The following is a 12,354-nucleotide window of genomic DNA, read 5'->3' on the forward strand; positions in this document are numbered from 1 at the left end:
ATGGCCAGATGGACCATAGCGAGATGAGCCATGGCCAGATGGAGCATGGGGCACACGGTGGTCACGGGGATCACGTCGCACAGTTCCGGACGTTGTTTGCAGTCATGCTGGTCATCGCGGTTCCGGTCGTTGCGGCAGACGCGATGTTCGCTGATCTGGTCGGGTACACACTGCCGGAAAACTCTCTGGTGGAATGGATCTCACCGGTACTCGGCACGGTGATGTACTTCTGGGGTGGCAAGCCGTTCATCGCCGGCGCTGTTGCCGAAATCCGTTCTCGGCAGCCGGGAATGATGCTGTTGATCGCGCTCGCGATCACCGTGGCTTTCTTCGCGTCATGGTCTGCGAGTCTGCACTGGGTGGATCACACTCTCGATTTCTGGTGGGAGCTCGCGCTTCTGATCGTGATCATGTTGTTGGGCCACTGGATCGAGATGCGTTCGCTCAGTCAGACATCGAGCGCCTTGGATTCACTTGCCGCTTTGCTGCCCGACGAGGCAGAACGGGTGGTGGGGGAATCGGTGGAAACCGTGCCCACCGCAGCTCTGGCGACCGGCGACCTGGTGATAGTTCGTCCCGGGGCCCGTGTTCCCTCGGACGGAACGGTGGTCGAGGGAAGCGCCGACATGGACGAATCCATGATTACAGGCGAGTCGAAGACCGTCCGCCGGACTGTCGGAGATCAGGTGGTGGCCGGCACGGTAGCCACCGACTCGGCACTTCGGCTTCGAGTCACCGCCGTGGGAGAAGACACCGCGCTCGCCGGTATCCGGCGCCTGGTCGAACAAGCCCAGAACTCGTCGAGTCGCGCGCAGGTGTTGGCGGACAAGGCCGCTGCTCTGCTGTTCTGGTACGCACTGGGCGCGGCAGTGCTGACCGCGATCGCCTGGAGTATCTGGGGCACCCCGGAGAGCGCAGTCACCCGGACGATCACCGTTCTGGTGATCGCCTGCCCGCACGCGCTCGGGTTGGCGATTCCACTGGTCGTCTCGATCGCGACGGAACGGGCGGCTCGGGCTGGGATCTTGATCACCGACCGCATGGCCCTCGAGGCGATGCGTAACGTAGACACCGTTCTCTTCGACAAGACCGGCACTCTCACCAAGGGGGAGCCCGCAGTGGTCGGTGTACGCGGTGTCGACGGGTATTCCGATGACGACGTTCTCAGCGCAGCGGCTGCCGTCGAGTTCGACAGCGAACATCCACTCGGGCGCGCCGTCGTCGCGGCGGCGCGGGAGTTGTCGCTCGAATTCACTTCGGGTTCCGACTTTCAGGCGCACAACGGGATCGGGGTTGCTGCGGACGTCGCCGGTGCACGCGTCGGTGTCGGCGGACCGGGGATGCTGCGATCGGTCGGGGCCACCGCGATCCCGGGGACCGAAGAGTGGCTCAGTGACGGGTCGACCGTCCTGCATGTAGTGCGTGACGAGAAGGTAATCGGCGCATTGGCATTGGCCGACGAGATTCGTCCGGAATCAGCATTGGCCGTCGACGCCCTCCATGCTCGCGGTGTGCGGGTGGCCATGGTCACCGGAGACGCGGAGGCCGTGGCCCATTCGGTGGCTCGCAGGCTCGGGATCGACGAAGTTTTCGCCGAAGTGCTTCCGCAGGACAAGGGAGCGCAGGTATCTCGGCTTCAGGCTGCGGGCCACCGCGTGGCGATGGTCGGTGACGGGGTCAACGATGCGCCGGCACTCGCCCAGGCGGATGTGGGCATCGCGATCGGTGCCGGAACCGACGTGGCGATCGCGTCGGCGGGAGTTGTTCTGGCCAGCGATGATCCGCGTTCGGTGAGCTCGGTCATCGAGCTCTCCCGCGCCACCTACCGCAAGATGGTTCAGAACCTTTGGTGGGCAGCGGGATACAACGCGATCTCGGTTCCCCTCGCTGCGGGAGTACTGGCGCCCGTCGGGTTCGTGCTGCCGATGGAGGTCGGAGCAATCCTGATGTCGGTATCCACTGTGGTCGTTGCCGCGAATGCCCAGTTGTTGAGGCGCTTGGACTTGCGGCAACCACCGGTGACCGCGTTGGAGTCGAGAGTGCTCACATCGCAGTAGCGAGAGGTTGAAGGCGGACTACTGTCGGCTCAGGAACGGAATGAGCGCACGCAGTACAGCATCGGAGTCTGCGACTGCGCTTGCGTGGTCAGCCCCTTCGATCACAGTCAAGGCACTGTCCGGGATCAGCGACGCGAGATGCTCGGTATCCGGCAGGCGCTCGCGATCTCTCGATCCGACGAACAACAACGCCGGTGTGGTGATCCGTTGCAGCACGGCGTCGTCGATGCCGTGCTCCTTCTCTGCGCGGCGCATGTAGGCAGCGAGCGCGATGGCATCATTGATTCGGAAGGCAGTCGCAGTCTGAGGATCCACCGGTTTGCCGCGCCTCACGCCCCAACCGGTCAGAAATCCCTCGATACCGCCGCTTTCGAGTACGTCGATGCAACCCGGGAAGAACAATGCGTCGAACGCGCCCGTCATCGGTCGGCTGCTACCGCCCCCGACGGTCAGCGATCGCACCCGTTCGGAGTGCTCGACTGTCAGCGACATCACCGAGCGTCCGCCGAACGAGTATCCGAGGACGTGTGCCGGTTCGAACGGAGACTCCGTGTCGAGGATCTCCAGGAGATCGCCGACCACCAGATCCATTGCATACGAATCGGAGTCGTGTGGTTTGTCACTGCGTCCGTGACCCCGCATGTCGACGAGGATCAGACGATACTGCTCCTGAAGTGCCTTGACGTACCCGAAGCCACGCCAGATGGAGCGCGACAACGCTGTGCCGTGCACCATCAACAGGGGTGGGCCATCGCCCACGATCTGATAGGTGATCCGCGCACCGTCCACCGGATTTCTCACGTCGTGCAACACCCGTCCAGTATGGGTGCCAGTTGCTACGCACGTGAACTCGAGTAGTCGTCCGGACCCATTCGACGGATGGCGTGGGCTCTCACGAACAGTCGGGCCGTCAACTCGGCCTCCCTCAGAGCTACTGGTCACTGCCCGGCTGGGCAGTACCCACTGTTCCAAGCAATGCATCGGTGGAGGGGTCTGCAGTGCTGACGCCTGCGGCTATGCCCCGAATCAGAGCCTCGAAATCAGCGGCGACGATGGTGACCTCCTCGAACTCCGGCTCTCCTCCACGGACAACCTGACCGTCGGGTGCGAGCGCCAAGTACTCGTACCCATTGCGCACCGACAGCAGGACCGGGAGGTGAGTGGACCAGAAGGCGTTGATCGCCGCGCGCTCCGCCGGCCCGGAAGCGACCGCCAGGCTCTCGTGCCGGAACGCATTCCAGGGAAACGCCTCATCGCTGACGCCAACGCCACCGGCATAGTTCTCCGCCGAGAGAAACCACACCTGGTCGTCGGAACTGGCAAGTACGGAGAACGAACTCGCCCACACTACGAGTTGGTCACAACCGCCGACCAGTGGTTGCGGAACTGGGGCAGAGGCCGATCGAGTGGGTTCTTCGCGAACCCAACCTGCGAGCGACAGCGCGGCGGTTGCGTCGAGGTGAAGGCACATCGCCCCACGGTAGGCCAGACCGTCGAGCGCCGACAGCGTCAACCGTCGGCCTACTCGGGATCGATGTCTCGAATACCAGTCTCGTCCATGCTGATCCATCGCGTTATGCCGATGCCGCGAAGGAACGGCAGATCGTGACTCACCACCACCATGGCGCCGCGAAAATCGGAAAGTGCCTGCGTGAGGTGGGCGAGACTCGGTAGGTCCAGGTTGTTGGTCGGCTCGTCGAGAAGAAGCAGCTGGGGCGCGGGTTCGGCCAGCAGGATCGTGGCTAACGCCGCACGCAATCGTTCACCGCCGGAGAGTGCGGATGCCGATACGTCGGAATCCGTTCCCCGGAAAAGGAACCGTGCCAACTGCCCGCGAATTTCCTCGGCTGTCGCGTGTGGCGCGGCCAACGCGACGTTGTCCGCCACCGAGAGGTCCTCGTCGAACACGTCGAGACGTTGGGGGAGCGCACGAGAGGCTACGAACGGAGTCGACGCGGCGAGTGCATCGAGCAACGTCGTCTTGCCGATTCCGTTGCGTCCCACTATCGCAATCCGCTCCGGTCCGGTGATCTGGAGCGATACCACTTGGCCGCTCTGCAACGTCACCTCGTCGAGCCGCGCAACCTGCTGCCCCGGATGAACCTCTGTAGCAGGCAGATCCAGACGAATCTCGCGATCGTCTCGAAGGAGTTCCTCTGCCTCCGACAGGACAGACTTGGCCTCGTCCACCTTCCCGATATGGTTGAGGGCCAGCTTTCCCGCTGAAACTTGGGCCTGACGTTTTCGTGTCTGCGCGATGATCGGCGGCATCCGCTTGTTCTCGAACATCTTCTGCCCATAGCGCTTACGCCGGTCCAGTTTCGTTCGAGCGTCGATCAGCTCGCGGCTCTGCTTTGCCAGATCGGCCTTGGCGTCGCGAACGGTGGCGAGTGCGTTTTCCTGCTCAGCGGTCACGACCTCCTGGTAGTGCGAGTAGTTGCCGCCGAACACGCGTAGATCCCCCCGACGTAGTTCGATCGTGTACTCCGCGGTGTCGAGCAGTTCCCGGTCGTGGCTGACGATCAGCACGGTTCCCGGAAACTGTTGGACTGCAGCATGAACTCGTGATCGAGCGTCGCGATCCAGGTTGTTGGTCGGCTCGTCCAGGAGAAGTACCTGTGGATTCTTCAGCAGCGTTGCGGTCAAGCCGAGTAAGACGGTCTCTCCGCCGGAGAGGGTGCCGACAGTTCGGCTCAATGCTGCGGTATCCGGAACCACCTTCTCGAGGCCGAGTCGATACAAGGTGGAGAGGGCGCTCTCCTCGATATCCCAGTTGTTGTCCACGAGCGCAAAGTCGGATTCGGAGCCGTCGCCGGTTTCGATGCGGTGCAATGCGTTTCGGAGTTCGTGGATACCGAGGATGTCATCCACCCGAACGCTCGGATCGAGTGTGATGTCCTGACGGAGGTAGCCGACCTCGCCGGAAGCGGTCACGGATCCGGATTCCGGTGAGAGCTCTCCTGCGATCAATCGCAGCAGAGTCGACTTTCCCGATCCGTTGAGTCCCACGAGACCGACACGGCCACTGGGGAATACAAAATTGGTGTGGGAAAAGACTGATTCGCCGTCCGGCCAGATGAAGGTGAGATCCGAGAGCGACAGAGAAAGATGGGATTGGGTCATGAGTACTCCAGAGGGTGCTTGGACTGTGCGCCCGGCTCAGCAAGTGCTGATGGGTGCGAGTGCCTTCGCGTGATGAACCTCTAGAGGAGCAACGGCCCGTTTCCTGTTCTGTCGGGAATGATTCGTGTTCCAGGTTAGAACACTCGAACGGTCCCGTGCAATCGAATTATTCTGTGCTGTCGGTCTCGTCAGTGTTCGGTGCTCAGATTTTCGGGCCGTCAGATTTTCGGACCCTCGGATCGGAGGTCGTCGACCTTCGACATCGCTTCGCGGAGTTCGGTGAGCCATTGTTCGCTGTGCTTGCCCGCCAACCGGACTGTCCACATGAGGGCGTCCGCTCGCGAACGAGCAACACCCGCGTCCACCAGAGTGTCGAGAACCTTGCGTTCGGGCTGACGTAGTCGTGTCATCACCGGAACTGCGAGATGTGTGAACAGGACGGTCTTTTCGTCCAGACGTACACCCCAGGCGACCTTGCGCCCGTAGCGAGCCTCGGCCTCGTCGGCGATGCGCATCCGGTCGGCGCGCGTGGTTTCGCGAAAGCGTGAGATCCTTCCGTCCGCGGCGGCCTCGCCACCGTCGACTGCCGGGAGTTCACCGATCACGACGATTTCTTCGCGGTCGACCTGGACGTCGGCGGTCCCGGTGAACCAGTCATCTGGAAGTCGACCGGCAAACCAGTCGGACGCATCACTCGCGTCGGGAACCGACGCCTGTTGCCAACCTCCGGGACGGCCGAACCTGCGGTCGCCGGAGTTTTGTGAGTTCTTCATGGCGTTCTCCTCGGAGAGTTGGTGGAGTGTGTCGTGCGTTTATTGCACTGATTACATGATTACACCGATAGTCGAACTGGCGCCACAAATTCGGGCATGATCGGAGTCGTGCGCCTTTCACACGCTCGTCAGAGCTTCCGAACTTTCCGTCGTCCCGTGGCTGCCGTGGCACTGGGGGTATTGGCCGCAGGATCGGTAGTTGCCTGCAGTTCTGGCCCTGACCAGCCGAAATCAGTGGCAGAGGAGTTCGCCTCCGCGCTCACGTCCGATGACGTGCAAGCGGCGGCAGCCCTGACCACCGATCCGGCGGCGGCGTCGACTGCGATTTCGGCTCTGATCGACGGGCTGGGCAAGGACGAGGGAACATTCACCGTCTCCGACGCCACCGAGTCCGGTGATTCTGCGGGGAAGTTCACACTCGATGCGGCGTGGAAGTTCGGTGAAGGTCAGGACTGGAACTACTCGACGCAGGGAAACGCGTCGAAAAGCGGGGACAACTGGCTGATTCAGTGGGACCCGGCGCTGTTGGCTCCGGATCTGACCTCCTCGACGACCTTGCGCTACACACCCACCACCGGTGCTCCGCCGTCGGTGCTGGACGCGGCGGGCCAGCCGATCATGGAGCAGCAGGTGGTGACGCTGGTCAATCTCGATTCCGCCGCGGTGCCCCCGGTGGACACGGCAGCCGTGGCGGCCCTTCTCTCGCCCGTCGCACCGACGATCACGGCGGCATCGCTGAGCGGCGATCTTGCGTCGGCAAGTGGGAAGCCGGTCACCGCAATCACTTTGCGGGCCGAGGATCTTGCACCGATCGAGGAGAGGTTGGCGGCGATTCCCGGAGTGAGCTTGGCGCCGCAGGCTCGGTTGCTCTCGGTGGACAAAACTCTGGCGTCGCCGACTTTCAGTGGGTTGTCCGATCTGTGGCAGGAGGGGCAGGACAAGTCCGCGGGCTGGGCGGTACAGCAGGTGAAGCAGAACGGAACCGTCACCACCGTCGCCGGCCAAGACGGGCCGGTTGCTCCGAACATCGCGACAACGATCGACCGACCGATGCAACTCGCGGCCGAGAATGCGCTCGCCGGGGTGACACAACAGGCGGCGATCGTTGCGCTGCAGCCGTCGACCGGAGCGGTGTTGGCGGTGGCCCAGAACGCCCCCGCCGACGCACAGGGCCCGATCGCTCTGACCGGCCTGTACCCACCGGGTTCGACGTTCAAGACCGTGACGACGTCCGCGGCCCTGCAAGCCGGCGTCGCTACACCGGACACCGTTCTGCCGTGCCCGGGTACCGAGAACATCGAGGGCCGTCAGATTCCCAACGACGACGAGTTCGACCTCGGATCGGTTCCGCTGCACACCGCGTTCGCGAAGTCGTGCAACACCACAATGGCGAGGATGGCCGTCGGTCTGCCCGCCGATGCTTTGCACAAAGCGGCGCTGCAGTTCGGGCTCGGCGTCGACTACGTCACCCCCGGACTCACGACGGTGACGGGCAACGTCCCTGACGCGAACACCCCCGCCGAACGCGTCGAGTCCGCGATCGGACAGGGCACGGTGACCGCCACGCCCTTCGGGATGGCTCTCGTGGCGGCCTCGATCGCCAACGGAACGACACCCGCGCCGATGTTGGTCAAGGGACAGCCCGGCGTGGCAGATCAGACCGTTGCACCGGCTCCCGCGGAGGTGACCGAACAGTTGCGGGTGATGATGCGCGAGACCGTCACCGGCGGTACGGCGACGTCGTTGCAGGACATTCCGGGGCTTCTCGGCAAGACCGGCACGGCCGAAACCGAGGGTGGCCCGGCACATGGGTGGTTTGTCGGAATCAAGGGAGACCTCGCATTTGCGGTATTCATCGCGGGTGCGGACAGCTCTTCGCCTGCAGTGCAGGTAGCGGGCACTTTTCTGCGCTGAAACCTGTTTTCCGTTGCAGTTGGATCACACCGTCGTAGCTCAACCGTGACACGTTCGTAGGCATCCCGTGCTTGTTACTCGTGTGACAGAAGTAAAGAGTTACATGCATGGGGCCCGGAGGACAGCACAACCGTCGTGGAAAATATGTCGTTGCGTCGATAACTGCTGTCGTTCTGACAGTGGCGCTCGCGTCGTGTGTCATCGGTGGGGAGAAGAAATCCGACGCCGCCTCGGTGGTGGAGGACTTCGTCACCGCCCTCAACAACCACGACGCCGAAGCTGCCGCGGCGCTCACGTCGTACCCCAACGCGGCGCGGCCGTCGATCCAGCAGATGTTCGACGGACTGGCCGCCAAGTCCACCGACTTCGACGTCGCTCAGGTCATGGATCTGGGTAGCGACTCCGGACTCTTCACACTCGACGCGTCCTGGAACTTCGGCGAAGGCAAGGACTGGAGCTACCAGTCGCAGGGTGAGGTTCGTGATCTGTCGGTCGGCTGGCGTGTGTCCTGGGACCCGTCGGTCCTCGTCCCCGACCTCGGCAACGGTCGCACCGTTTCGTACACCCGCACGGACGCAGCGCCGCCGAAGGTAGTCGACAGCACCGGCACCCTGCTCATGAACGAGCAGACCATCAACGCGATCACTCTTGACCCGGCCACCATGCCGGACCCCGTCGACACCACTCGTCGCCTCGCCACGGTGCTCGAACCTGTCGCACCGTTGGTCACTTCGGAGTCGATGTTGGCCGACCTCGCCGCAAACCCCGGCAAGCCCGTCACCGCCGTACTGCTCCGCGATCCCGACTACGCCTACCTGGAAAGCGATTTTGCGATCCCCGGTGTCGTCGTGGTCAAGACACCCAAGCTGATCGCCTCCGACCGTCGCATCAACTCGCCGTTGCTGGACCCACTGCGGACCGTGTGGCAGGCCAATCGCGACGCCACCGCCGGCTGGGCGGTCAATCTGGTCGAGCCCAACGGATTCCCGATCAAGCAAGCCGGCTTCCAGGGACCTCCCGGCCCCGACGTCGCCGCGACCCTCGACTCGCACGCTCAACTCGCCGCGATCGAAGCTGTCGTCAGTGCAGGTACTCCTGCGGCCATCGTCGCGATCCGCCCGTCGGACGGCGCCATTCTGGCTGCCGCACAGAACAATCAGGCCATCGAACAGGGCCCGATCGCCTTCACCGGGTTGCGCCCGGCCGGCGGTGCCCTCGATCTGGTCCGTCTCGCATCGTCGATGCAGAACGGCGTCGACCCCGGCGCCGTGTCAGCCGAGCAGTTGGCCGACACCGGGCAGCAACTCGGACTCGGCAACGGCTTCCACATTCAGGGACTCGAACAGCAGACAGCAGTGCTTGCCGCGAACCGCCCCGGCGTGGACCAGGCGATGAACAACGTCATGGCCAACAAGACGTCCAACGACGCGAGCGCGCCGACGGTAACTCCGTTCGGAATGGCGATGCTCGCGGCATCGATCGCCCGCGGCAGTGCCCCGATGCCGATGATGGTCTTCGGACAACCGGCTACCGCCGACGTCACGCCGACGGCATTGCCCGGCGACGTCAACAATCGTCTGCGTGACGCCATGCGAGGCGCCGGCGGACTGGCTGGGTACCCGGACATGATGGCGGCCGGTGCAGCGAGCGGTGACGATCGCTGGTTCTACGGATCACGCGGAGACTTCGCATTCGCAGTGTTCGTCGCAGACGCCGACGGCGGCGATCGAGCAATGCAGATGACGGACAAGCTCTTCCAGGAACTCGGCAAGCCTGCCGACAAGTAGTACCGGGCACCGCGAGTAGATTCCTGGTTCGTGAACCTGCTCGATTTCCTTTTCCTCGTCGTAGCGGGATTCTTCAGCGGTCTAGTCGGTTTTGTCACCGGTCTTGCATCGATCGTTTCGTATCCGGCGCTGCTGAGCGTCGGGCTCTCACCGGTCAGCGCGAACATGACCAATACCGTCGCGTTGGTGGCCGTCGGCGTCGGAGCGTTGGCGAACTCGTCCCGTGAAGTTGCCGATACCGGTCCGAAACTTGTTCGCTGGTCTCTCTATTCGGCGGCCGGTGGCATCATCGGTGCCCTCATCCTGTGGCTGGCACCGGAAGGCTCGTTCGAATCCGTTGTGCCGGCGATGGTCGTGTTCGCCTCGCTCGCGCTGCTGCTGCAACCGAAGATTCGTGAGTTGTCCGGCGGCGGTGACCGCCCCGGAATCTACTCCGCAGCACTGTTCGCCGTCGCGGTATACGGGGGCTATTTCGGTGCCGGTGCCGGCGTCATCTTCCTGGCTGCGACGCTCATCCTCACTTCCGAAACGGTGTGGCGTGCAACGATCCTGAAGAGTTTCTTTCTCGGCATCGCCAATCTTGTGGCTGCACTCATCTTCGCCTTCTCTGGACAGGTGCATTGGGTGGCCGCGTTGGCGATGGCGCTCGGCGCGTTGGCCGGAGGTTGGTGTGGCCCGCCCGTCGTCAAGAAAATCCCGCCATCGGTACTGCGTGTGGCAGTAGCGATAGCGGGATTCGTGTTGGCTCTGTGGTTGTGGGTGAAGTGAGCCCGTCTACTTCACGCCCTGCATCAGCTTCTTGATCCACGGCGAGGCAAGAGCAAGAATCACTCCGATTCCGATCGACGAGAAACCGATGATCAGGAAGAACGGGCGACTGTCGTCGATGTCGAAGTAACCGGCCAAGGTTCCCGCCATCGAAGAACCCAATGCAACGGACAAGAAGAACAACGCCACCATCTGAGTGTGAAAATGCTCGGGCGCGAGTTTGGTTGCAAGGGAAAGGCCGACGGGGGACAGGAAGAGTTCGGCGAAGGTGAAGAGCAGAAGCACACCGGCAAGGCCGAGGAGCGGTGCACTGTTCGGTCCGCCCCCGGTGATCGGGATGAACGCCAGGAACGCCAGACCCATCGTGCCGGTGCCGAGCGCGAACTTGATCGGCGACGACGGCTGACGGTCACCGAGTTTGGTCCACATCGCTGCGAACACACCGGCAAAGATGATGATGAACACCGGATTGATCGACTGCACCCACGTCGGCGGGAAGTCCCAACCAAAGAGATTGCGGTCCAGGAGCTTGTCTGAGATCACCGGCACGGTGGTGAACTGCTGCTGAAACAGCGACCAGAAGGCCGCGCTCGCAATGAACATCGGGATGAATGCAAAGACTCGACTGCGTTCGACCTTGGTGACCTTCTTGCTGGTGAGCATGAGGAGGAAGTAACCGACCGACGCGACGATCGTGAGTCCGACAACGACGTCGGACATGTTGTCCGCCGTGATCAAGCCGGTGACGGAGGCGACCGCGACGACGACGATCGCGGCAATGCCGATCCCGATGTAGAGTGCGCGCTTGTCCGCGGGCAACGGGTTGCCTGGTTCGGCACCGATTCCGTGAAGATGCTTGCGGCCCAGCGTGTACTGGATCAGGCCGAGCGCCATGCCGACGGCAGCGAGAGCAAAACCGGCGTGGAATCCCCAGGCGTCCTGGACGGCTCCGGTGAGCAGCGGACCGACAAGACCGCCGATGTTGATGCCCATGTAGAAGATGGAGAATCCGGCGTCGCGGCGAACATCCTGTTCGGAATAGAGATCTCCGACCAGAGAGGTCGCATTGGCCTTCAAGCCGCCGCTGCCGAAGGCGACCATGACGAGGCCGACGCCGACACCCCACATGCCGGGAAGAACCGACAGTGCGATGTGGCCGGCCATCACCAGCGAAGCACTGTAGAAGAGCGTGCGCTCGGAGCCGAGCAGTCGGTCGGCCACCCACGCCCCGAGAATCGTCGACAGGTAGACGGTGCCGCCGTACGCGCCGACGATGCTGGTCGCTGCCGCCTGGCTGATGCCGAGGCCGCCGTCGCTGACGCTGTAGTACAGGTAATAGATGAGGATGCCTTGCATCCCGTAGAAGGAGAACCTCTCCCACATCTCGACGCCGAACAGGTTCGCCAGCGCAAAGGGTTGGCCGAAGAACCCCCGGTCTTCCTTCTCGCTACGTTCGACGGGCTCCGTAGTGTTGCTCATCCGAAAAGTGTCCTACGTGCTCGGGCATTTCGGGTGGTTCCGAGCCGTGGAGTTTGGTTACGACTTGGTGCGGATTTTCACTACCAGCGGAGCGAGTGCGCGCCAACCGAGAAGGAACGCGCCGAGGACCAGCGTCGCGACGACGATGAAGCTGAACTGGGTGCCCTGGCCACTCAACACTCGCAGGATCATCCCGATGACGACGGCGCCGAGCCAAACGACAACGCCGGTGGGAACAAGGAGAACGGCGTTGAACTTGTCGCGGTAGAGCGCGAACGTGGCAGCCCATCCGATCACCAGGCCGGTCAGGAAGGGCCAGGATGTCTTCGCCAGACCGGCGAGCGCATTGGCTTCTTCGTGGGTACGGCGCCCTATCGCGCAGAAGATTATGACAAGAATGGCGTCGATCAGCAGGAATGGTGCGTACTTCTTCACGCTCACACCATACGACTG

At 63.0% G+C, this 12,354-nt stretch carries 10 protein-coding genes; 4 read left to right on the forward strand and 6 right to left on the reverse strand.

Going from position 1 to position 12,354, the window contains the following annotated elements; genetic code table 11:
• Positions 1 to 8 precede the first annotated feature (8 nt).
• Entirely contained in the window at positions 9 to 2,057 is a 2,049-nt protein-coding gene (locus QM609_RS10135; protein WP_228232459.1) for a heavy metal translocating P-type ATPase, read from the forward strand.
• Positions 2,058 to 2,075: 18 nt separating this feature from the next.
• Here QM609_RS10135 and QM609_RS10140 read toward each other — a convergent pair whose 3' ends face one another.
• The 4 genes from QM609_RS10140 to abmR form a co-directional block, all read right to left on the reverse strand.
• Positions 2,076 to 2,846: an alpha/beta fold hydrolase gene (locus tag QM609_RS10140; protein WP_058039300.1), complete on the reverse strand. Its 771-nt coding sequence runs from the start codon at positions 2,844 to 2,846 to the stop codon at positions 2,076 to 2,078.
• 142 nt (positions 2,847 to 2,988) lie between these two features.
• A complete protein-coding gene (locus QM609_RS10145; protein WP_228232461.1) occupies positions 2,989 to 3,570 on the reverse strand; it encodes a hypothetical protein in 582 nt (193 codons plus the stop codon).
• 8 nt (positions 3,571 to 3,578) lie between these two features.
• Positions 3,579 to 5,180 (reverse strand): ABC-F family ATP-binding cassette domain-containing protein, encoded by a 1,602-nt coding sequence (locus QM609_RS10150; RefSeq protein ID WP_054188007.1) that lies wholly within the window; start codon positions 5,178 to 5,180, stop codon positions 3,579 to 3,581.
• Between the two features lie 218 nt (positions 5,181 to 5,398).
• Positions 5,399 to 5,953, reverse strand: coding sequence for an ATP-binding transcription factor AbmR (abmR, locus tag QM609_RS10155; RefSeq protein WP_003945732.1), 555 nt, complete (start codon positions 5,951 to 5,953; stop codon positions 5,399 to 5,401).
• Between the two features lie 96 nt (positions 5,954 to 6,049).
• On the opposite strand from abmR, the gene QM609_RS10160 reads away from it, so the two are divergent.
• From QM609_RS10160 to QM609_RS10170, 3 genes are all read left to right on the forward strand, one after another.
• Positions 6,050 to 7,867, forward strand: a complete 1,818-nt coding sequence (locus QM609_RS10160) for a penicillin-binding transpeptidase domain-containing protein (RefSeq protein WP_042452633.1) — start codon at positions 6,050 to 6,052, stop codon at positions 7,865 to 7,867.
• 107 nt (positions 7,868 to 7,974) lie between these two features.
• Positions 7,975 to 9,654, forward strand: a complete 1,680-nt coding sequence (locus tag QM609_RS10165) for an NTF2-like N-terminal transpeptidase domain-containing protein (protein WP_003945897.1) — start codon at positions 7,975 to 7,977, stop codon at positions 9,652 to 9,654.
• Between the two features lie 30 nt (positions 9,655 to 9,684).
• Positions 9,685 to 10,422, forward strand: a complete 738-nt coding sequence (locus QM609_RS10170; RefSeq protein ID WP_003945554.1) for a sulfite exporter TauE/SafE family protein — start codon at positions 9,685 to 9,687, stop codon at positions 10,420 to 10,422.
• 6 nt (positions 10,423 to 10,428) lie between these two features.
• Here QM609_RS10170 and QM609_RS10175 read toward each other — a convergent pair whose 3' ends face one another.
• Together QM609_RS10175 and QM609_RS10180 are read right to left on the reverse strand one after the other, a co-directional pair.
• On the reverse strand, positions 10,429 to 11,901 hold the full coding sequence (locus tag QM609_RS10175) for a peptide MFS transporter (protein ID WP_003945468.1): 1,473 nt from the start codon (positions 11,899 to 11,901) through the stop codon (positions 10,429 to 10,431).
• Positions 11,902 to 11,958: 57 nt separating this feature from the next.
• Positions 11,959 to 12,336 carry a DUF3054 domain-containing protein gene (locus QM609_RS10180; RefSeq protein WP_003945710.1) on the reverse strand — a complete coding sequence of 126 codons (378 nt, stop codon included), beginning with the start codon at positions 12,334 to 12,336 and terminating at the stop codon, positions 11,959 to 11,961.
• Positions 12,337 to 12,354 lie beyond the last annotated feature (18 nt).

Source organism: Rhodococcus sp. IEGM 1302, assembly GCF_030056935.1.
GTDB lineage: Bacteria > Actinomycetota > Actinomycetes > Mycobacteriales > Mycobacteriaceae > Rhodococcus_F > Rhodococcus_F qingshengii.

Coding starts and splice junctions, on each gene's coding strand:
- QM609_RS10160 (WP_042452633.1), top strand. CDS start 6,050: ATGATCGGAGTCGTGCGCCTTTCACACGCTCGTCAGAGCTTCCGAACT.
- QM609_RS10165 (WP_003945897.1), top strand. CDS start 7,975: ATGGGGCCCGGAGGACAGCACAACCGTCGTGGAAAATATGTCGTTGCG.
- QM609_RS10175 (WP_003945468.1), bottom strand. CDS start 11,901: ATGAGCAACACTACGGAGCCCGTCGAACGTAGCGAGAAGGAAGACCGG.
- abmR (WP_003945732.1), bottom strand. CDS start 5,953: ATGAAGAACTCACAAAACTCCGGCGACCGCAGGTTCGGCCGTCCCGGA.
- QM609_RS10150 (WP_054188007.1), bottom strand. CDS start 5,180: ATGACCCAATCCCATCTTTCTCTGTCGCTCTCGGATCTCACCTTCATC.
- QM609_RS10135 (WP_228232459.1), top strand. CDS start 9: ATGGACCATAGCGAGATGAGCCATGGCCAGATGGAGCATGGGGCACAC.